This is a genomic window from Flavobacterium pallidum, from assembly GCF_003097535.1.
GTDB lineage: Bacteria > Bacteroidota > Bacteroidia > Flavobacteriales > Flavobacteriaceae > Flavobacterium > Flavobacterium pallidum.
The window spans coordinates 1379058-1398599 of record NZ_CP029187.1 but is presented as its reverse complement, the minus strand read 5'-3'; the positions used below and the strand labels follow the sequence as shown (position 1 = coordinate 1398599).

The 19542-nt window shown below is 43.6% G+C and carries 21 protein-coding genes; 6 read left to right on the top strand and 15 right to left on the bottom strand.

Annotated features, from left to right (window positions below):
* Positions 1-2: 2 nt before the first annotated feature.
* From HYN49_RS05665 to HYN49_RS05630, 8 genes are all read right to left on the bottom strand, one after another.
* Positions 3-1046: a 2Fe-2S iron-sulfur cluster-binding protein gene (locus HYN49_RS05665; protein WP_108903217.1), complete on the bottom strand. Its 1044-nt coding sequence runs from the start codon at positions 1044-1046 to the stop codon at positions 3-5.
* A 73-nt stretch (positions 1047-1119) separates the two neighbouring features.
* The gene (gene nuoF, locus HYN49_RS05660; RefSeq protein ID WP_108903216.1) at positions 1120-2484 is read right to left on the bottom strand and encodes an NADH-quinone oxidoreductase subunit NuoF; all 1365 of its coding nucleotides are present in this window, start codon (positions 2482-2484) and stop codon (positions 1120-1122) included.
* 1 nt (position 2485) lies between these two features.
* Complete coding sequence (locus HYN49_RS05655; RefSeq protein WP_108903215.1) at positions 2486-3016, bottom strand: NADH-quinone oxidoreductase subunit NuoE family protein; 531 nt, start codon at positions 3014-3016, stop codon at positions 2486-2488.
* Between the two features lie 3 nt (positions 3017-3019).
* A complete protein-coding gene (locus HYN49_RS05650; protein ID WP_108903214.1) occupies positions 3020-4255 on the bottom strand; it encodes an NADH-quinone oxidoreductase subunit D in 1236 nt (411 codons plus the stop codon).
* 21 nt (positions 4256-4276) lie between these two features.
* Positions 4277-4798 carry an NADH-quinone oxidoreductase subunit C gene (locus tag HYN49_RS05645; protein ID WP_108903213.1) on the bottom strand — a complete coding sequence of 174 codons (522 nt, stop codon included), beginning with the start codon at positions 4796-4798 and terminating at the stop codon, positions 4277-4279.
* Between the two features lie 2 nt (positions 4799-4800).
* The gene (locus HYN49_RS05640) at positions 4801-5352 is read right to left on the bottom strand and encodes an NADH-quinone oxidoreductase subunit B (protein ID WP_108903212.1); all 552 of its coding nucleotides are present in this window, start codon (positions 5350-5352) and stop codon (positions 4801-4803) included.
* A gap of 84 nt (positions 5353-5436) precedes the next feature.
* A complete protein-coding gene (locus HYN49_RS05635) occupies positions 5437-5802 on the bottom strand; it encodes an NADH-quinone oxidoreductase subunit A (RefSeq protein ID WP_108903211.1) in 366 nt (121 codons plus the stop codon).
* Positions 5803-5938: 136 nt separating this feature from the next.
* Entirely contained in the window at positions 5939-6415 is a 477-nt protein-coding gene (locus tag HYN49_RS05630) for a TspO/MBR family protein (RefSeq protein ID WP_108903210.1), read from the bottom strand.
* 68 nt (positions 6416-6483) lie between these two features.
* Here HYN49_RS05630 and mvaD point away from each other — a divergent pair, with 68 nt between their 5' ends.
* The 6 genes from mvaD (at position 6484) to HYN49_RS05600 (ending at position 11696) form a co-directional block, all read left to right on the top strand.
* Positions 6484-7566, top strand: a complete 1083-nt coding sequence (mvaD, locus tag HYN49_RS05625; protein WP_108903209.1) for a diphosphomevalonate decarboxylase — start codon at positions 6484-6486, stop codon at positions 7564-7566.
* 10 nt (positions 7567-7576) lie between these two features.
* On the top strand, positions 7577-8515 hold the full coding sequence (locus HYN49_RS05620; RefSeq protein ID WP_108903208.1) for a mevalonate kinase family protein: 939 nt from the start codon (positions 7577-7579) through the stop codon (positions 8513-8515).
* A gap of 85 nt (positions 8516-8600) precedes the next feature.
* Complete coding sequence (locus HYN49_RS05615) at positions 8601-9542, top strand: geranylgeranylglycerol-phosphate geranylgeranyltransferase (RefSeq protein WP_108903207.1); 942 nt, start codon at positions 8601-8603, stop codon at positions 9540-9542.
* A gap of 70 nt (positions 9543-9612) precedes the next feature.
* Positions 9613-10530 (top strand): pseudouridine synthase, encoded by a 918-nt coding sequence (locus HYN49_RS05610; protein WP_108903206.1) that lies wholly within the window; start codon positions 9613-9615, stop codon positions 10528-10530.
* 1 nt (position 10531) lies between these two features.
* A complete protein-coding gene (locus HYN49_RS05605; RefSeq protein ID WP_108903205.1) occupies positions 10532-10891 on the top strand; it encodes a nuclear transport factor 2 family protein in 360 nt (119 codons plus the stop codon).
* 109 nt (positions 10892-11000) lie between these two features.
* A complete protein-coding gene (locus tag HYN49_RS05600) occupies positions 11001-11696 on the top strand; it encodes a hypothetical protein (protein WP_108903204.1) in 696 nt (231 codons plus the stop codon).
* Here the strand turns inward: HYN49_RS05600 and tsaB are convergent.
* From tsaB to HYN49_RS05565, 7 genes are all read right to left on the bottom strand, one after another.
* Positions 11693-12373 (bottom strand): tRNA (adenosine(37)-N6)-threonylcarbamoyltransferase complex dimerization subunit type 1 TsaB, encoded by a 681-nt coding sequence (gene tsaB, locus HYN49_RS05595; protein ID WP_108903203.1) that lies wholly within the window; start codon positions 12371-12373, stop codon positions 11693-11695. The genes HYN49_RS05600 and tsaB overlap by 4 nt on opposite strands.
* Positions 12373-13653 (bottom strand): efflux RND transporter periplasmic adaptor subunit, encoded by a 1281-nt coding sequence (locus tag HYN49_RS05590; protein WP_108903202.1) that lies wholly within the window; start codon positions 13651-13653, stop codon positions 12373-12375. Before HYN49_RS05590 ends, tsaB begins: the two co-directional genes overlap by 1 nt.
* Before the next feature lie 5 nt (positions 13654-13658).
* Positions 13659-15029, bottom strand: a complete 1371-nt coding sequence (locus tag HYN49_RS05585) for a TolC family protein (protein ID WP_108903201.1) — start codon at positions 15027-15029, stop codon at positions 13659-13661.
* 72 nt (positions 15030-15101) lie between these two features.
* Positions 15102-16220, bottom strand: a complete 1119-nt coding sequence (locus tag HYN49_RS05580) for an efflux RND transporter periplasmic adaptor subunit (RefSeq protein ID WP_108903200.1) — start codon at positions 16218-16220, stop codon at positions 15102-15104.
* A gap of 29 nt (positions 16221-16249) precedes the next feature.
* Positions 16250-17512, bottom strand: a complete 1263-nt coding sequence (locus HYN49_RS05575) for an ABC transporter permease (RefSeq protein ID WP_108903199.1) — start codon at positions 17510-17512, stop codon at positions 16250-16252.
* 1 nt (position 17513) lies between these two features.
* On the bottom strand, positions 17514-18758 hold the full coding sequence (locus HYN49_RS05570) for an ABC transporter permease (protein ID WP_108903198.1): 1245 nt from the start codon (positions 18756-18758) through the stop codon (positions 17514-17516).
* Entirely contained in the window at positions 18751-19452 is a 702-nt protein-coding gene (locus HYN49_RS05565) for an ABC transporter ATP-binding protein (RefSeq protein ID WP_108903197.1), read from the bottom strand. The genes HYN49_RS05570 and HYN49_RS05565 overlap by 8 nt, the downstream gene beginning before the upstream one ends.
* Positions 19453-19542 lie beyond the last annotated feature (90 nt).

The following is a 19542-nucleotide window of genomic DNA, read 5'->3' as shown; positions in this document are numbered from 1 at the left end:
CGTTAAATATTGCCTTGTTTAAACGCTTCCTGTTCTTCCCGCTGCAGCGGAACAGACGGCATACTGATTTTCTTACGGTCCTGGTCACGGCCTTTGAGGATATTTTTCTCGGTATCAATCACCACCGTGTCCAAATCCCGGGTATAATTATTCTGGTTGATCACCGAATCCTTTTCGAATTTACGCGGTCCTTCTATGGTCCAGTCGTTTACATCTTTATGGTCAAAACGGCACTCGTTGCAGATGAATTCCTCTACTTCGTGAAATTCGTCTTTTCTTCCCGTAACCCTTTGGATTTCATTTCCGAACATCCAGACAGTCGTTTTTCCGCAGCATTTCGTGCAATTCCTGTGTGCATTGTATGGCTTATTAAACCAAACCCTTGACTTGAAACGGAAAGTCTTGTCAGTCAATGCACCAACCGGACACACATCGATCATATTTCCTGAAAACTCATTGTCAATCGCTTTGGAAATGCAGGTCGAAATATTCGAATGATCACCACGATCCATTACTCCATGTACACGATTGTCTGTCAATTGATCAGCAACCATTACACAACGGTAACAAAGGATACAACGGTTCATATGCAGTTGGATATTCGGCCCGATATTTTCCGGTTCGAATGTCCTTTTCTCTTCGATAAAACGTGTTTTGGATTTCCCGTGTTTAAAGCTCAGGTTCTGTAAATCGCATTCTCCGGCCTGATCACAAACAGGGCAGTCCAACGGATGGTTGATCAGGAGGAATTCCGTTACAGATTTTCTTGCCTCTTCCACTCTTGGCGAAGATTTGCTGTTCACTTCCATACCGTCCATACAGCCGGTAACACAGGAAGCCATCAGCTTTGGCATTGGCCTTGGATCTGCTTCACTTCCTTTGGAAACCTCAACGAGGCAGCAACGGCATTTCCCGCCGCTCCCTTTCAGTTTTGAATAGTAGCACATGGCCGGCGGAACAGATTCTCCACCGATCATACGCGCAGCCTGCAGGATCGTTGTCCCTGGTTCTACGTCTATACTTTGACCGTCAATTGTTACTTTCATAATTTCTATTTGTCCGAAAGTCCGAAAGTCCGAAAGTCAGGAAGACTCTTGGCTTTTGGCTTTTCACTTTTGACTATACTGTTACTTTCCCAACCAAATGCTTCACCTGCTCAAACGGCTCGGCTACAAAATGGTCCCTGTTCTTAATTTTCTCCGGAAAACGGACATGGTATTCAAATTCATCCCTGAAATGACGTATCGCAGCCGCCACAGGCCATGCCGCAGCATCACCCAGCGGGCAAATCGTATTTCCTTCAATCTTGCTTTGGATGTCCCATAGCAAATCAATATCTTCTTCCCTTCCTGTTCCTGTTTCGATACGGTGTAAAACTTTCTCCAACCAGCCGGTACCTTCACGGCATGGCGAGCATTGCCCACAGCTTTCGTGATGGTAAAATCTGGAGAAATTCCAGGTATTGCGAACAATACAGGAAGTGTCATTGTACACAATAAACCCACCTGAACCCAGCATTGAACCGGTTGCGAAACCACCATCGCTTAAACTTTCATAAGTCATCAGGCGGTCTTCTCCGTTCGCGGTTTTATAAATTAAATTGGCAGGCAAAACAGGCACCGAACTTCCACCCGGTACAAATGCCTTTAATGGACGGTCAGAACTCATTCCGCCTAAATATTCATCTGAATTCATGAATTCATATACGCTTAAGCCCAACTCAATTTCATAAACCCCCGGATTTTTAATATGTCCTGAAGCAGAAATCAATTTGGTTCCTGTCGATCTTCCGATACCTATTTTTGCATATTCTGCGCCGGAATTGTTCACAATCCACGGCACGGCAGCAATTGTTTCCACATTATTTACCACGGTCGGATTCGCCCAAAGACCGGAAACGGCAGGAAACGGTGGTTTAATCCTTGGATTACCACGCTTCCCTTCAAGCGATTCGATCAAAGCGGTTTCCTCGCCGCAGATGTAAGCGCCGGCACCACAATGAACATATAATTCAAGGTCATATCCGGAACCCTGTATATTTTTACCCAGCCATCCGGCATTCCTGGCTTCAGCAATCGCTCTTTCAAGGATTTTGTAAACCCACATATATTCGCCACGGATGTAGATGTATGACAAATTTGCCCCCAATGCATAACTCGACGTGATCATTCCCTCAATCAAAAGGTGCGGAATGTACTCCATCAGGAAACGGTCCTTAAAGGTTCCCGGTTCTGATTCATCGGCATTGCAAACCAAATGTCTTGGTTTTCCTGATTTCTTATCGATAAAACTCCATTTCATACCGGCAGGGAAACCCGCACCACCACGACCACGAAGTCCGGAAGTCTTTACTTCTTCCACCACCTCGTCCGGAGTCATTTTCAGGGCTTTCTCCACAGATGCATAACCACCTTCACGGCGATACACTTCATAGGTTTTGATGCCCGGAACGTTAATCTTGTCCAATAATATTTTTTGTGACATATTATTTATCGTGTAACGTTATTTTATTATCACGGCAATCAACAATCAGCTGATCGATTTTTTCTTCGTTAAGATGCTCAAGGAAGAAATCCCCCAATTGCATCATCGGGGCATAACCACAGGCACCAAGGCATTCTACTCCGCGCACTTCAAACATGCCGTCAGCAGTTGGCTCACCCACTTTTACCCCTAATTTATTACAGGTATAATCCATCAGGTTTTCTACACCGTTTAAGCAGCAAGGTGAAGTCTGGCAGAATTCGAACATGAATTTCCCGATCGGTCTTTGGTTATACATTGTATAAAAAGAAACCACTTCATAAACCTCAACCGGTTTAATCCCGATGATTTCAGCCACTTTATCCTGCAATTCAATACTGAGCCAGTTATCGTGTGCATCCTGAACCTCGTGCAAAACAGGCAGTAGTGCTGACTTTCTCTTATCTTCAGGATAATGACTGCACAATTCCTCGATACGGGCCATAAGCTCCGGCGAAATATTGATATCCTGTGTGTAATGTTTTCTTTCCATAGTTTATGCGTCTAATTCTCCGGCAATAACGTTCAGGCTCGACAAGGTTGCAATCGCATCCGAAAGCATCTGCCCCTGTACCATATCGTTAAAGGCCTGGTAATATATAAAACATGGCCTGCGGAAATGCAGCCTGTATGCTGTACGGCTTCCGTCGGTGACCAGATAAAACCCAAGTTCCCCGTTTCCGCCTTCAACCGGATGATATACTTCAGTAACCGGAACCGGAACTTCACCCATCACAATCTTAAAGTGATAGATTAAAGCCTCCATATTGTTATAAACCTCATCTTTCGGAGGCAGGTAATAATCCGGTACATCAGCGTGGTATGGACCTTCAGGCAGTTTTGCCAAAGCCTGCTTGATGATGCTTAAGCTCTCCCAAACCTCAGCGTTCCTTACACAGAAACGGTCATAGGTATCACCTGATTTTCCAACCGGGATATCAAATTCAAAATCTTCATAAGAAGAATACGGCTGCATGACACGAATATCATAATCCACTCCGGCAGCACGCAGGTTCGGACCTGTAAAACCGTAACTGATGGCTTTTTCAGCAGCAATCGGGCCTACATTTATGGTACGGTCCATAAAAATCCTGTTTCTTGTCAGCAGGTTTTCAAATTCCCTCCAGATCGGTGGAAATTCTTCAAGTAAGGTATTTAATTTTTCAAAAGCCAACGGACTCCAGTCTCGTTCGAAACCGCCAATCCTTCCCATATTGGTGGTAAGGCGTGCCCCGCAGATCTCTTCGTAAATTTCATAAATTTTTTCGCGGTATTGGAACACATAAAGGAAACCCGTTAAAGCTCCCGTATCCACACCCAAAACCGAATTACAGATAATGTGGTCGGCTATACGCGCCAATTCCATGACGATAACACGCAGGTATTGCGCCCTTTTTGGTACTTCTATACCCAACGCCTTCTCCAATGTCATCCACCAGCCCATATTGTTGATCGGCGAGGAACAATAATTCATCCTGTCGGTAAGCGGCGTGATCTGGTAAAAAGGCCTGTTTTCGGCAATCTTTTCAAAAGCGCGGTGAATGTATCCAACGGTCCCTTCGCCATCGATAATCCTTTCGCCATCCATTAAAAGGATGTTTTGGAAAATACCGTGCGTGGCAGGGTGCGTCGGACCTAAATTAAGGACTGAAAGCTCGCTCCCGTCTTCATTCTTACGTTGCTCGATGATGCCCGCATACCTTAATTCCGGTGGTAATAATAAGTCTGACATATATTTATTTCAATGACATTATTAGCAATTATCTGTTGTCCTCCCAAAGAAACGGTCGTCCTTATCGGTCCTTCCGCCATCTTCAAGTGGGAATTCCTTCCTCATGGGGAATGAAACCATTTCATCCATGTTCAAAATACGCTTCAGCTGTGGATGTCCTTTAAATATGATCCCGAAGAAATCGTAAGTTTCCCTTTCCTGCCAGTTTGCACTTAAGAACAATCCCGTTACCGAATCAATTTCCGGCTTTTCACCATCCATAAAACATTTGATGCGGATCCTGACATTGTCCATCCAGTTGTGCATATGATACACCATCCCGAATTGCCTTTCGGGAACCGCATCCGGAAAATGCATCCCGCATAAATCGGTAAGGAAATTAAAACGCATGGTTTTATCATCGCGTAAAAACCCCATCACTTCCTTGATATCGTCAGTATTGACTTCAAAAGTCAGGATATCATGAATCTGTTGAAAGTTACTTACTTTGGCACCGAACTGGTCGGCTAACGTATTTTGTATGACAGCAGTTTCTAAAGCCATTATTATTTGATGTTATAAGAAGCCAGCAACTCGGTGTATTCCGGCGAACTTCTTCTTCTTACTGATTCAGATCTTACAAGGTCCTGAAGACGCATGATGCCGTCAAGGATTTGCTCCGGACGTGGCGGGCAACCTGGCACATACACGTCAACAGGAATAATCTTATCGATGCCCTGAAGCACAGAATAAGTATCGAAAATTCCGCCTGAACAGGCACAGGCACCTACTGAAATCACCCAACGCGGTTCAGCCATCTGCTCATACACCTGACGTAAAATCGGGGCCATTTTCTTCGCAATTGTCCCCATCACCAACAGCATATCAGCCTGACGCGGAGAAAAACTCATACGCTCGGAACCGAAACGCGCCACATCATAATGGGAAGCCATCGTCGCCATGAATTCAATTCCGCAGCACGAAGTGGCAAACGGCAAAGGCCAAAGCGAATTGGCACGCGCCATCCCGACAACCGAATCGAGTTTTGTTGCAAAAAAACCTTCTCCTGAATAGCCTTCGGGAGCCGGTGCGTCTGTTATTATTTTTGAATTGCTCATTTTAATTTAGATTTTAGTATTGGGATTTTAGTATTGAGTCAGGCCGTATGCCTCACATCTGAATACTCATATCTCAATGCTGATTTAATCCCACTCAAGGCCTTTTTTCTTCATGACATAGAAAAATCCGACCAACAGTAGAATCATGAATACGCCCATTTTCAGCAATCCATCGATGCCCATTTCTTTAAAATTGACAGCCCATGGATACAGGAAAATCACTTCCACGTCAAAAAGCACGAAAAGGATCGCTACCAGGAAATATTTCACCGAAAACGGCACGCGCGCATTACCGATGGATTCGATTCCGCACTCGAAAGTCTTGTCTTTATTCTTGGAATGCCTTTTCGGGCCAAGGAAACTGGAGCCTATGATGGTCAATACCACAAATCCGACTGCCAGAAGCATCTGGATTAAAATCGGGAGATAATCCGTTTGGGTAGATTGCATAATTATCTTTAAAAATTTGGGAACAAAGATAACTTGCGTGCTTGGAAATCACAACCCAAAAGCCAAAATTAGTACCCACTATAACGTTGTAAAATCGTAATTTTTATTGATTATAAATAGTGTGCAATATCTGCATTTACTTATTTAGCCACCAAATACTTCCATTAAGCACCAGCGCGAAAGTGACCCAAAGCAAATAAGGCACGAAAAGATAGCCCGAAATGGCGTTAATCCTTCGGAATTTAAACCAGGTTTCATAAATCATCAGCCATAAAACAATCATTTCGATGAAAGCCAGTAACGGGTTTTTGAGCATGAAGAAAAGGAATGACCAGGCTGCATTTAATGCCAGCTGAATCCAGAAAAAACGCAGTGCCGAAGTGACTTCTTCACGTTTATTTTCAATTTCTGCCCAAACCAAGCCCGCAGCCACGCCCATAAAAACATACAATGTAGTCCAGACTGGCATAAACACTGCCGAAGGAGGATTGAATACCGGCTTTTTCAACGTGGGAAACCAATCATTTACTCCGGACTGTGTGGCGATTCCGGAAAAATATCCCACGCCAAGGCAGGTCGCTACGAAAATCAATATCTTAAAATACCTGTTCATGTTTTTTTCTTAAAAGTAATAAAAAGCTTGGGAAACAAAAAAAAGTATCTTTGCAGCAAATAATATTCATGAGTTCCGAATCGCAATTCATTTCGAAAAAATACATACAAGAACTGACCGAAGGCTCAATAACGGTTTCTGCGCCAAGCAATATTGCCCTGGTGAAGTATTGGGGTAAAAAGCAGCACCAGATTCCGGCCAATCCATCGATTAGCTTCACTTTAAGTCATTGCAAGACGGTCACGACACTGGCTTTCGCAAAAAAAACTCAATCGGATTCCTTTTCATTTGACTTGCTTTTTGAAGGAAAACCAAAGGAAGATTTCAAGCCGAAAATCCAAAAATTCTTTGAAAGGATTGAAACTTATATGCCTTTCCTGAAAAATTACCATTTCACGATTGACACCAAAAACACTTTTCCGCACAGTTCCGGAATCGCTTCATCGGCATCAGGAATGGCGGCTTTGTCCGTCGCTTTAATGCATGTGGAAAAGCAGCTTGATCCTGAAATGGACGATGGTCATTTTTACCAAAAAGCGTCATTCTTAGCACGGTTGGGCTCCGGAAGCGCATGCCGCAGTGTAAAAGGAAGCGTCGTTATTTGGGGAAATCATGCCGATTTTAGTGAAAGTTCAGATTTTTACGGCGTAGCATTCCCATTTGAAATCCATCCCAACTTTAAGAATTACCAGGACACGATTTTATTGGTTGATAAAGGCAAAAAAGAAGTTTCAAGCACGGTCGGCCATGATTTAATGCACGGACATCCTTTTGCGGCACAACGATTTTTACAGGCTCATGACAATTTACACCGGTTATGCGCCGTTATGCAAAACGGAAACCTGACTGATTTCGTAAGCATAGTCGAAAGTGAAGCGTTGACTTTACACGCCATGATGATGACTTCGATGCCTTATTTTATCCTGATGAAACCAAACACTTTGGAAATTATAAACCACATTTGGAAATTCAGGAAAGAAACAGGAATTCCGGTTTGTTTTACCCTCGATGCCGGTGCGAATGTGCATGTGCTTTATCCCGAAAACGTTAGCGTAGAAGTTTTAGCGTTTATTAAGAGTAATTTAGTAGGCTATTGCGAAAATGGTCAGTATATTTGTGATGCGATTGGCCATGGAGCCGAATTAATTTGACATAAAAAGTATGAAAGGACCTTTATTCTATTCCAAAATACTGCTCTTTGGAGAGTATGGTATCATTAAGGATTCCAAAGGATTATCAATTCCTTATAATTTTTATAACGGCGCGCTGAAATCAGACGGGAATCCCGCTCCTGAAGCACTGAAATCCAACGCCAACCTCAAAAGATTCATCTCACATCTCGAAACCCTTCAGGCAGAACAGCCGGCGTTGGTACAGTTTGATCTGGATGCTTTAAAAAGTGACGTTGAAGCCGGAATGTATTTCGATTCCAGCATCCCGCAGGGTTATGGCGTAGGAAGCAGCGGCGCATTGGTTGCCGCCATTTACGATAAATACGCCAAAAACAAAATCACCGTACTGGAAAACCTGACGCGTGAAAAGCTTTTGACGCTGAAAAATATTTTCGGGCAGATGGAATCCTTTTTCCACGGAAAGAGTTCCGGCCTGGACCCGTTAAACAGCTACCTCAGCATTCCGATCCTGATCAATTCCAAAGACAATATCGAAGCCACCGGAATTCCTACCCAAAGCACTAACGGCAAAGGCGCCGTATTTTTGCTTGATTCAGGAATCGTTGGCGAAACCGCTCCAATGGTAAATATTTTTATGGAAAACTTAAAAGATAAAGGGTTTCGCGCGATGCTGAAAAACCAATTCGTAAAATACACTGACCTGTGCGTCGAGAATTTCCTTGGCGGCGACCGAAAATCGCTTTTTTCGAATACCAAGAAACTGTCAAGGGTCGTATTGGATAATTTCAAACCCATGATTCCGGAACAATTTCACGGCATCTGGCAAAAAGGCATTGACACTAACGATTATTACCTGAAGCTTTGCGGATCAGGCGGCGGCGGTTATATACTCGGCTTTACCGAAGACCTCGAAAAAGCGCAGGCTTCATTGAAAGACTACAAGTTAGAAGTCGTTTACCAATTCTAAAAAGGTTCCCGGTGCAACGTACAAGGTACAAGTATTCCGAGTTACATAAAACCCTGCAGCCTGCATCCTTTATCCTGTACCCATCATGTTAAGCAGGAAGAACCGCCTCCTATTAATGAAAATCGTGAGTTTGTTCTCCGTAGTTCGCGGTTATAACATTCCTGTGATTATTCTGGCGCAGTACCTTTCGGCAATCTTTATTTTAGCTCCTGAAAACTCCCGCGCACTTGATGTCATCCTGGACTGGAAGCTGTTTATTTTGGTCATTGTTTCCTCATTTTGCATTGCAGCCGGATACATTATTAATAATTTTTACGACGCCAAAAAGGATTTGATCAACCGTCCTCAGAAATCGATGCTGGACCGCCTGGTCAGCCAGAAAACAAAACTGCAGGTCTATTTTGGGCTCAATTTCCTGGCCGTCACAATGGGTTTGCTGATTTCGTGGCGTGTCAGCCTGTTTTTCTCCGTCTATATTTTCATGATTTGGTTTTATTCGCACAAGCTTAAGAAATATGCGATTATCGGGAATATTACGGCGGCATTCCTTGCGGTCTTCCCTTTCTTTGGATTGCTGATTTATTTTTTCAAAACCCAATATGAAGGATACGATCTGCAGAAAGGCGGCATCATTTTCTGCCATGCGAGCTTCCTGTTTTTACTTTTACTCATCCGGGAAATTGTAAAGGACCTGGAAAACCTTGCCGGTGACCTCGCCAATAATTACAGCACCATCCCTATCGAATACGGTGAAAGAACTGCTAAAAAAGCCATTACCTTCCTGGTTTTTGCCACGCTCGTTCCAGTTTTTCTACTCATCGAAGATTATGATGTCGGGTATATGGATATTTACTTTTATACCTGCATGGTGGCATTGATTTTCTTCACCATTTACCTGTGGAAATCAAATAATAAAGCCCAATACCTGCGCCTTCACCTCACGCTGAAAACACTTATTGTTGCAGGGATTTTCTGCATCGTACTGATTGATCCCGCCGTGTTGTGGCATGGGAGGAATTTACTTTAGTGCTGCTTAGCGTCGGCTAAAACCACATCTGACAATAAAACCCTATCTTTGCAAAAAATTTCAGAATACCATGACGAACAGGGAAGGAAGTAATAAAAGAGGAGGTTCGAGGCCGGGAAGTGGCAGGCCATCATCCAACAAGCCGAAACCGGCAATGGCTAAGCGTGCCCAGGGACCTAAAAAAGCGAAGCCTGAAACAGCTAAAGACAGTGACAAACCGGCTAAAACTTTTGGTAAACCGGTAAGGACTCCAAGAGCGCCAAAAGCACCGAAAAATCCTAACGAAATCCGCCTGAATAAATACATCGCCAATTCCGGCATGTGTTCGCGTCGTGATGCCGACATTTACATCCAGTCCGGAAACGTAAAGGTCAACGGCGTTGCTGTAACTGAAATGGGCTACAAAGTTAAAAAAGGCGATGTCGTCAATTTTGATGGCAATGTGGTAACACCTGAAAAGAAAGAATATATTCTTCTGAATAAGCCGAAAAATTTCACTACTTCTTTTGATGACGGCGCAGAAATGCGCAACGTACTTGAACTGATCAAAGGCGCAACAACTTCAAAAATGAGTGCTGTAGGACGTATGGACAAAAATACGACCGGATTATTGTTGTTCACCAACGACAATGACATGTTGACAAAATTTACACAAACGAGCCAGCGTTCATCAAAAATTTACCAAATCTCTTTGGACAAAAACCTCAAGTATGAAGACCTTGAAAAAATTGCCAAGGGCCCAATGATTGATGAGCATAAGATTTATGTAGAAGAAGTAAGTTACATCGAAGACCAGCCAAAGAGCGAAGTCGGCCTGAAGCTGAAAACTTCGAATGTAAAAGTTGTCCGTACGATTTTCGAACATTTCGGCTACGACGTATTGCGCATAGACCGCGTCGCATTTGCAGGACTAACCAAGAAAAACCTGCCGAGAGGCAACTGGAGATTTCTCACAGAGCAGGAAATCATCAACCTGAAGAACAGCTAATTTGGAAAACCAGAATGAAAATATCGCAAGGCAATGGTTTGATGCCTTCAACAGCCATAACCTTGACAAACTGCTTTCACTGTATGATGACAATGCGGAACATTTCAGTCCGAAATTAAAAATCCGCAAACCTGAAACCAATGGTTTTGTAAGTGGCAAGCACGCTTTACGCGACTGGTGGCAGGATGCCTTTGAAAGATTGCCTGAACTGCATTACAAAGCGACCTCCCTTACTGCAAATAACGAAAGGATTTTCATGGAATATATCCGTATCGTTCCTGGCGAAGAAAACATGCTGGTAGCTGAAGTTTTAGAGGTTAAAAGCGGGAAAATTGTTGCTTCACGGGTATACCACGGTTAAAATACTGGTTTTTAAAATTTTAACACACATTAACGTGTAATATTTTGGAAGCTTCACTAAAATATATATTTTTACGCCTCAAATTATAATCCATCTAAATAAAGATTAAATGAAAAAATTATTGGCAGTTGTAGTACTCTCCGTTTCCTCAGTAGCTTCTTTATGTGCACAGACGAGGATCAGCAATATGATAAATAGGACCAACGGAGGAAGTACAAGCCTTGTCGAAAAAATGGGTAAGAAAGATTCGGAAGCAGCTACCGGAACACCATATGTTAGTCCGGCGTTTATCCTGGCAACTATCAGTAATGTAAAAGAGACAATACTTGTAAAATATAATGCTTACAGTGACGAAATGGAAATTGACAACGGAGACGGGAAAATTTTCGTGCTTCCAAAAGAGGATGATTTCAATACTATTACCTTAAAAACCGGCACTGTGTATAAATTGCTTGACTACAAGAATAGTGATGATGTAAATGTGAAGGGGTATATGGTGGAAAAAACCACTGTAAACGGTGTTACGCTTCTGAAAAAGGAGAAAATCAATCTCATTGCTGAAAAACAACCAATAAATGGTTACGGAAGCTATGTCCCACCACGTTACGACAAGCAATCTGAAGAATATTATCTTTTATTGAAAAATAACAGGGTGGTTTCATTTCCTAAAAACAAAAAGAAACTACAGGAACTTTTCCCTGGCCAGGCTGAAAAAATCAATTCTTACCTGAAAGAAAACGACCTGTCATTCAAAAAAGAGAATGATATGGTGAAACTGACTCAGTTCCTTTCCACTTTATCTTAAGAAGATTTGGACGGAAAGAAAAAATCCTTGAGATAATAAGGCTCAAAATAAGCGACATCTACGGTGTCGCTTTTTTTATGGCTTTCATAACTCAATACGCACATGTCAAGAGCAGAAGGATAGACTACATTTTCAATAAAAATAAATTTATCCGAAGTCAGCACCGGTTTGCATTTTTCAGCACAATCCCCAATAATGTAAACAGGTGCATCAAACTCCTGAAAACTCTCAGGCGTAATGATCTCAGCCTGGATTTGCCGGATTTTATCAAACATTGCACTGTAAACCGCGCTGTAAACTTCCATCCTGCGCGCATCGATCATGGGGACGATCAGTGCATTTTCAGGCAGCGAAAATCCTTTTAAGCCAAATGCCAGCGATTGTAAAGTATCTACAGCAATCAAAGGGATATTCAGCGCATAGCATAATCCTTTGGCTGCTGAAACGCCGATGCGCAGGCCAGTGTAAGACCCCGGCCCCTGACTTACAGCAACCGCCGAAAGGTCCTGATAGGAAATGCCGGCTTCGGAGATGATTTCATCAATGAAAATATGCAATTTTTCAGCATGGGAATAATCCTTGTCGGCTATTTCACGGTGTAGGATTGCTTTACCATCATGGGCTAATGCCACGGAACAATTCTTCGTAGCTGTTTCAATATTGAGGATATATGCCATTATTTTTTAGCGGAATTGCCAGATTCATTTTCGTTTACCACCACGTCACCCGAGTTGAGTTCTTTCGTAATCAGGTTATACGGGCCGCTGATAATGACTTCGCCGGATTTAAGACCTGACAGGATTTCGATATTCGTATCGTCCTGGATTCCCGTTTTTATAATGCGGATTCTAGCCTTATTTCCTGATTTCACAAAAACACATTCAAGCTTTTTGTCAGATTTCGGGGTTTGGGGTTGGTTTTCTCCCTCAGGGCCTTCCATTTTTTTCATAGGAAGCGTATCGCTTTTGACTACCACTGCACTGATAGGAATCGCCAGAACATTGGCCCTGCGCTTGGTTTCAATATCAACCGTGGCAGTCATCCCGGGACGGAAAGGAGAATAACTCTCCGGCTTGCCTTCAAGCAAATCTGCGTAGGATTCTTTTAAAATCCTGATTTTAACCTTAAAATTTGTAACCTGGTCCGCCGTTTGTGTAGTGCTGGCAGAGTTTGAAATGCTGGTGACGATTCCCTTGAATTTCTTCTTCAGGTAAGCATCCACCTCAACCCTGGCGGAATCCCCGATGTTTATTTTTACGATATCATTTTCATTGACGTCCACTTCCACCTCCATACTATTTAGGTTTGCAACGCGCATCATCTCAGTTCCGGTCATCTGCTGCTGGCCCAAAACCCTTTCTCCGAGCTCTACTGCCAAAGTGGAAATCGTACCGTCAGCCGGGGCGTAAATGGTGGTCCTGCCCAAATTGTCCTGTGCCTCATTGACACTCGCTGAAGCACTTTGCACATTGTAATATGCTGACTGCTTACTGGCTTTGGCTACTTCAAACGCGGATATCGCCTTATCCCAATCTGACTTCGAAATAATCCCTTTATCAAAAAGCGTCTTATTCCTGTCATAATTTGATTTCGCTTCATTGAACTGTGCATCCGCCTGGCTAAGGCCGGCTTTGGTTTGTGACAATCCCGCAACAGTCCTGTTCAATCCGGAAGTGTATAAATCCGGGTTGATCTTCACCAGTAAATCGCCTTTTTTCACCACCTGGCCTTCTTTTACAGGCAACGCAATAATCTCGCCGGAAACTTCAGGCATGATCTTGATTTCGGTTTCGGGCTGGATTTTCCCGGTAGCTGAAACGGTTTCAATAATCGTCATTTCCTTCACCGACGCGGTTTCGATATGTTTGCTGTTGTCCTCCTTGCTAAAAATGGTTTTGTAAAGTATAAACAAGGCCAGTAATACGCCGAGCGTGATAAAGATTGACTTTTTTGACATGGTGTTTATTTTTTTGTTATCGGGATGCCGAAATAGAATTCCACGACTTTTACCCTGAAAATATAATCGAATTTTGTCCTCAGCACTTCTGATTGTGCATTGGCATATAACGTCTGCGCCTGGTTCAGGTCGAAAGCATTCATAAGCCCGACATTGAATTTTTCCTTTGCATAATTAAACGCTTCAGTCCTGGCTTCCAGTGCGGAGACTGCGGCTTCATATGAATTCAGCGCGCCCTTTGCATCGGTAAATGCGGTATAAATATTGCGCTGTAAATCTAATTCCTGTTGGCTGTAGGCAATCTTGTAACGCTCAAGGCTTATTTTTGAGCGCTCCACATTATTGCGCACCGAAAAACCATTCAGGATCGGGATATTGAGCTGCAACCCGAAAGAATGTCCTTTATTATCACTAAACTGATCAAACAACGGCTGCGGCCCGGTCACAATAGGGTCGCCGTTGCCATCCACGCCGATAATCCGATCCGAATAAGAAGCCCTGGTACTGAAACTGTAAAAACCTGTCAGGCTTGGCTGGAATCCGGCTTTCGCTATTTTAACATCCTTTTCAGCGATTTCCATATTGGTCCTGGCAAGCTTGATTTCTGACCGCTCTTCTTTTGCTTTTTCGTAAATCGCGGTTGGCGTCTGCATCATGGTCGGGCTGTCCTGCACATCGAAATTCTCGTCGGCAATATCGAAATTTTCATAATCCTCTAATTGCAAAAGCTGCGCAAGGCTTAGTTTGGAAATAAGCAATGTGTTTTCCGCAATGACTACCGCCTGTTTGCTTCCGGCCACAGTAGCCTTCATATCCATCAGGTCCCCTCTTGGGACTGAGCCAGCATTGACCAGCTCTTCCGTACGCGATTGCTGCTTTTCATTGTTTTGCAGCAGTTCCTTCTGGACTTTGAGGTTTTCCTTATTAAAAAGGATTTGCAGGAATGCATTGGCTACATTCAGTGAAATGTCATCACGCATCTTCTTAAGCTGGTATTGCGATGCGATAATATTAAGCCTGGCGCGGCTCAGCCTGGTCTGGTTTTGCAGTCCTTTGTAGATATCGATGCCCATATTGAGTCCCGCCGACGTAAACTGTGTCGTCTGGTTTTCGAGCAATCCCGTGGTGATGTTCTGGTTAAGCCCGATGTTCCACGAATGGGAAGCATTCGCATTTACCGATGGCAGGAAATTCCCGATGGCATCTTTGCGGTCAATTTTAGCAGCCATGGTATCCAGTTCGGTCTGTTTGATGGAAATATTGTGCTGCAACGCATAATCCACACATTCCAGGATGGTCCACTTTTTGTTTTGTGCCTGCAGCGACATGCTGAATATCAGCAAAAACAATCCGATACAATTTTTAGTTTTTCCCATATTGATGACACACAGCGCGCTGTGCAAATTTAATTATATTTTGGTTACGATTGGCGAAGTTCAGGTCCCGGATTACGGTTTACCTTCTTCTTTTTTGAGTTCCTGGTTCAGCACCTTGATTTTATCGGAAGCTTTGATGCCACTTTTGATTTCTGCATAAATCCCGTCGCTGACACCAAGTTCTACGTTCCGTTTTTCAAATTTCTGCTTTCCGGTTTCGACTTCCACAAATGATTTTTTTGTCTTTTCATCGAATTGTACCAAAGACTCCTTAATCGCCAGTACATTTTCAGCTTTCGCCAAAATAATCGAGGCATTGGCACTCAGGCCGGCACGGATAAAAGTGGTATCCCGGTTGGTGAGTTTTGCCTTGATTTCAAATTGTATGGCGCCATTTTCGGTTTTACCTTTCGGGGCGATGTAGTTTAATACCGCGTCGAATTTCTTGTTTTCAATGGCTCCGACGGTAATTTCAATGGGCAGGTTTTCCTTCACCTTACCCACTTCGGATTCGTCAAGCTTGCCAATGAAAATCATTTTCCCGACATCGGCCAAGCTGGCAATCGTAGTGCCTTCGTTAAAATTGTTGCTTTCAATGACCTGGTTTCCAACTTTCACCGGGACTTCGAGCACCATTCCCGTTACTGTCGAGCGGATTATGGTATTGGCAGCAGTTCCCATTCCTGAAGTGGTTCCGGTCTTGACAATGTCATAGCTTTGTTTGGTCGCGTTGTAATTCTGTTTTGCCTGTTTGTAAGCCAATTCTGCTGCCTCGAAATCATTGGCAGAAATCACGCCTTTATCAAATAAGGTTTTTTGCCTTTGAAAGGATTTTTCCTGATTCTCCAAATCGTTTTTAGCGCTCAACACCTGGTTGTAAGTACTGTTCAGGCTGTTGACGTTTGGCACCACACGGATTTTGGCGATCATATCGCCGGCTTTTACGAAACCGCCGGCTTCGACATAAATTTCTTCAATAATCCCTGAAATATTGGGTTTGATCAGTACCTCTTCGTCGGGCACGATGCTTCCGGTGGCTATGGTGTTTTTGATGATGGTTTTGGTTTCCGCCTTGTCGGTTTCATAAACGACGGGCGATTCGGAATTTTTCTGGTATAAATAATACAATGCCCCGAAAAACACGACGGCAATCAGGATTAAGATGGTAATGGTGACTCCTTTTCTTTTCATTTTGTTTGTTTTATGCTGGTTTTCTTATCTTATTCTGCCCTTAAAGCGTCAACAGGTTTTACTTTGATAGCGATTTGTGCTGGGATGAATCCTGCCAGTAGTCCTGAAAATACCAATATCATCAAAGCGGAAAATACGACACCGAGGTCGACACTTGGATTGGCAAACATCATCCCTTCAGAATCCATATTGTCCAAAATCGCATTGATTATGGCCAAAACCCCTGCCGCGGCGGCTATTCCAAGCATGCCTGCAAGGATGGTCAGGAAAATCGATTCTGTCAGGATTTGTGATCTGATTGTCCCCGGTGATGCCCCGATGGCGCGGCGGATCCCGATTTCCTTTGTTCTCTCTTTTACCACAATCAGCATGATATTTGAAATGCCGATCACGCCGGAAAGCAATACCAAAACCCCGACGAAATAGGCAATAAACTTCAATATGACGAATAACCCGTTGATTTTGCTGAACTCTTCATACAAATCGAAATTCCCGATAGCACGTTCATCATCCGGATCGACATCGTGGCGCGTGCGCAGGAACCTGAAAATATCCGCTTTCAAATCCGTTATTGACGTGCCATCCTTTGCCGTAATTGTCATCCACCCGACGACATCGCCATAATTGAAAGCCTGCTGGAATGCGGTAAACGGCACATAAATCTGCTTTTGCTCTTCTTCGGCATTGCCGTTATTCGATTTGGATTTGTATACGCCGACAACCATAAAATTAACGCCGTTGATCTTGATGTAAGAACCCAAAATTTCTTCGCCCTTATCATACAATCCTGAAATAACGCCTTCACCAATTACGGCCGTTTTCCGCTTTTGGTTAATGTCATTGTAGTTGATAAACCTTCCTTTTACAATCGCTTTTGATTCCTGGTACGCGAGTTCAGGATAATCGCCGTAAACCGTATAAGCCTGGGTTTTAGTGCCGCGGATCACATTATTCGAACCCTGATAACCGCCAAGCTGGTTCCTCGGGGAAATGTACATCAGGTTAGGAAAGTTTTCGCGAAGCGCCTGCACATCACTGTTTTTGAAATTGTAACTGCGGTTTTTGGGTAATCCCTTGAATGGTTTCGAGGTGTTTTGTGTCCAAAGGAACACCGTATTGGTCGACATGCCTGAAAAGTCCTTCATCACACCATTTTCCAGTCCTTTGCCGGCGGCGAGCAGAATCACAAGGATGAAAATACCCCAGAATACACCAAACGCGGTGAGCACCGTCCTGAAGACATTCGCACTCAGCGCTTGTAAAATTTCATTCCATTTGTCTTTGTCAAACATACTATTCGTCTCTTAAGGCTACAATCGGCTTGATGCGTGCAGCGCGGTAGGCGGGAAAGAATCCAGCTATCGCTCCGGCAAAAACCAATAAAAATAATGTAGTCAGGGCTACATTAAAATCAACTTCGGGGTTTCGGAAAAATTCGCTGTCCACCATCGGGCCGACGATTTCCAATAATGTGAGGCTCATCAGCAATCCGACAAAACCTGAGATGGTCGTTATGAAAATCGATTCATGCAAAATCATCCCGATAATGGATATGGGTGGTGCGCCGAGCGCTTTGCGGATGCCGATTTCCTTGGTACGTTCCTTTACAATAATCAGCATGATGTTGCTGACGCCAACGACTCCGGCCACAATCGTACAGATCCCAACCCACCAAAAAAACAGCCTGATATACAAAGTGATATTGTAAGCTTTCTTTGCATCTTCGACTGAATTATGGATTCCTATGGCATTTTCATCGTCGGGCGCCACGCTGTATTTGCTTTGCAGCATCTGCTTCAATCCAGCGGTAAACTTTTTGGATTCGGCCAAAGCCACATCATAATCCTCACCTTTCTTAAGGGTAAAGGAAAGGTTGCTGATTTTATCGCCGATCCCGAAAACCTTCTGTGATGTCGTAATAGGCGCATAAACCCTGGCTTCTTCCCTTTCTCCTGCCGGATCCGTAAACACGCCGACAACCTTATAAGGGATGGTATTTATCGTAATCATTTCACCCAATGGATTTTTGCCCTTAAACAAATCGTTGCTCAATTTTTGCCCGATGGCAGCGGATTTTTCAAAATGCACCATATCATTTTCATTGATGAACCGTCCCTGTACCATCGTTACGTTTTCTATGCCTTTGTGATCGGGATATACGCCACGGTACATATAATTGCCGGTTTCCTTTCCATAAGCAACCTGGACGCCCCAGTTGCTGTAACTCGCGGATTTGAGGTCGAGCTCCTTGCCGAATTTTTGCACGGACATATCATAGTCACCACTGTGCAGCTGGATTTCCCTGCCTGGATTCAATCCTTTATATTCTTTTGTGGTCGTTCCGGGCCAGAGTTCAATGATTCCGGCCGCATCGCGCTCGAACTGCTTTTCGATGCCATTTTGCAGCCCTTTGCCCACACCGAGCAAAATCACCAAGATAAAAATTCCGGATGCCACGGAAATCCCCGTCAGGAAAGTCCTGAGCTTGTTCTTGCCGATGGCTTCAAAGATTTCATTCCAGCGTTCGATATTAAACATGTGCCTTCACTCTTTGTTGGACAACCATTTTATCGTCGATGATCTGCCCGTCCTTCAACACGACATTCCTTTTGCACATTGCTGCAATATCGGGCTCATGGGTTACGATAAGGATGGTTTTTCCTTCATCGTTTATAGCCTGGATCAGCTCCATCACTTCGTAGGAGGTTTTGGTATCCAAAGCGCCTGTTGGTTCATCGGCAAGCAATACTTTCGGGTGCGATGCCAGTGCACGGGCTATGGCAACACGCTGTTTTTGCCCGCCGGAAAGCTCTGATGGCAAATGATGCGAATGTGATTCGAGTCCGACGCGCCTGAGGTAATCCATCGCAATCTCATACCGTTCCCTGCTTTTTATGCCCTGGTAATATAACGGCAACGCGACATTGTCGAGCGCGCTTTTATAATTGATCAGGTTAAAGGACTGGAATACGAAGCCGAGAAACTGATTTCGGTACCGTGATGCTATTTTCTCATTGAGATTTTTGATCGGAAGTCCGTCGAGGATGTAACTTCCGGAATCAGCTTCGTCGAGTATGCCTAGGATATTGAGCAAGGTAGATTTGCCTGAACCTGATGACCCCATAATGGCGACCAATTCACCTTCGTTGACATTGAAATTGATGCCTTTTAAAACATGCAGGCTGGAGTTTCCCGTTTTATAAGATTTATGCAAATCGGTAATTTCAATCATAAGGTGAGGTTGTTTTGGCAATATTAATTATTAAGAAATTCAGTACGTTATAAAAATTTGTTAATACTGTTATTGTGTAAGACTGGATAT

What these genes read in the sequence shown, in the direction of transcription:
- HYN49_RS05665 (WP_108903217.1), bottom strand. Translation starts at nt 1,046, where the DNA reads ATGAAAGTAACAATTGACGGTCAAAGTATAGACGTAGAACCAGGGACA.
- nuoF (WP_108903216.1), bottom strand. Translation starts at nt 2,484, where the DNA reads ATGTCACAAAAAATATTATTGGACAAGATTAACGTTCCGGGCATCAAA.
- HYN49_RS05655 (WP_108903215.1), bottom strand. Translation starts at nt 3,016, where the DNA reads ATGGAAAGAAAACATTACACACAGGATATCAATATTTCGCCGGAGCTT.
- HYN49_RS05650 (WP_108903214.1), bottom strand. Translation starts at nt 4,255, where the DNA reads ATGTCAGACTTATTATTACCACCGGAATTAAGGTATGCGGGCATCATC.
- HYN49_RS05645 (WP_108903213.1), bottom strand. Translation starts at nt 4,798, where the DNA reads ATGGCTTTAGAAACTGCTGTCATACAAAATACGTTAGCCGACCAGTTC.
- HYN49_RS05640 (WP_108903212.1), bottom strand. Translation starts at nt 5,352, where the DNA reads ATGAGCAATTCAAAAATAATAACAGACGCACCGGCTCCCGAAGGCTAT.
- HYN49_RS05635 (WP_108903211.1), bottom strand. Translation starts at nt 5,802, where the DNA reads ATGCAATCTACCCAAACGGATTATCTCCCGATTTTAATCCAGATGCTT.
- HYN49_RS05630 (WP_108903210.1), bottom strand. Translation starts at nt 6,415, where the DNA reads ATGAACAGGTATTTTAAGATATTGATTTTCGTAGCGACCTGCCTTGGC.
- mvaD (WP_108903209.1), top strand. Translation starts at nt 6,484, where the DNA reads ATGAGTTCCGAATCGCAATTCATTTCGAAAAAATACATACAAGAACTG.
- HYN49_RS05620 (WP_108903208.1), top strand. Translation starts at nt 7,577, where the DNA reads ATGAAAGGACCTTTATTCTATTCCAAAATACTGCTCTTTGGAGAGTAT.
- HYN49_RS05615 (WP_108903207.1), top strand. Translation starts at nt 8,601, where the DNA reads ATGTTAAGCAGGAAGAACCGCCTCCTATTAATGAAAATCGTGAGTTTG.
- HYN49_RS05610 (WP_108903206.1), top strand. Translation starts at nt 9,613, where the DNA reads ATGACGAACAGGGAAGGAAGTAATAAAAGAGGAGGTTCGAGGCCGGGA.
- HYN49_RS05600 (WP_108903204.1), top strand. Translation starts at nt 11,001, where the DNA reads ATGAAAAAATTATTGGCAGTTGTAGTACTCTCCGTTTCCTCAGTAGCT.
- tsaB (WP_108903203.1), bottom strand. Translation starts at nt 12,373, where the DNA reads ATGGCATATATCCTCAATATTGAAACAGCTACGAAGAATTGTTCCGTG.
- HYN49_RS05590 (WP_108903202.1), bottom strand. Translation starts at nt 13,653, where the DNA reads ATGTCAAAAAAGTCAATCTTTATCACGCTCGGCGTATTACTGGCCTTG.
- HYN49_RS05585 (WP_108903201.1), bottom strand. Translation starts at nt 15,029, where the DNA reads ATGGGAAAAACTAAAAATTGTATCGGATTGTTTTTGCTGATATTCAGC.
- HYN49_RS05580 (WP_108903200.1), bottom strand. Translation starts at nt 16,220, where the DNA reads ATGAAAAGAAAAGGAGTCACCATTACCATCTTAATCCTGATTGCCGTC.
- HYN49_RS05575 (WP_108903199.1), bottom strand. Translation starts at nt 17,512, where the DNA reads ATGTTTGACAAAGACAAATGGAATGAAATTTTACAAGCGCTGAGTGCG.
- HYN49_RS05570 (WP_108903198.1), bottom strand. Translation starts at nt 18,758, where the DNA reads ATGTTTAATATCGAACGCTGGAATGAAATCTTTGAAGCCATCGGCAAG.
- HYN49_RS05565 (WP_108903197.1), bottom strand. Translation starts at nt 19,452, where the DNA reads ATGATTGAAATTACCGATTTGCATAAATCTTATAAAACGGGAAACTCC.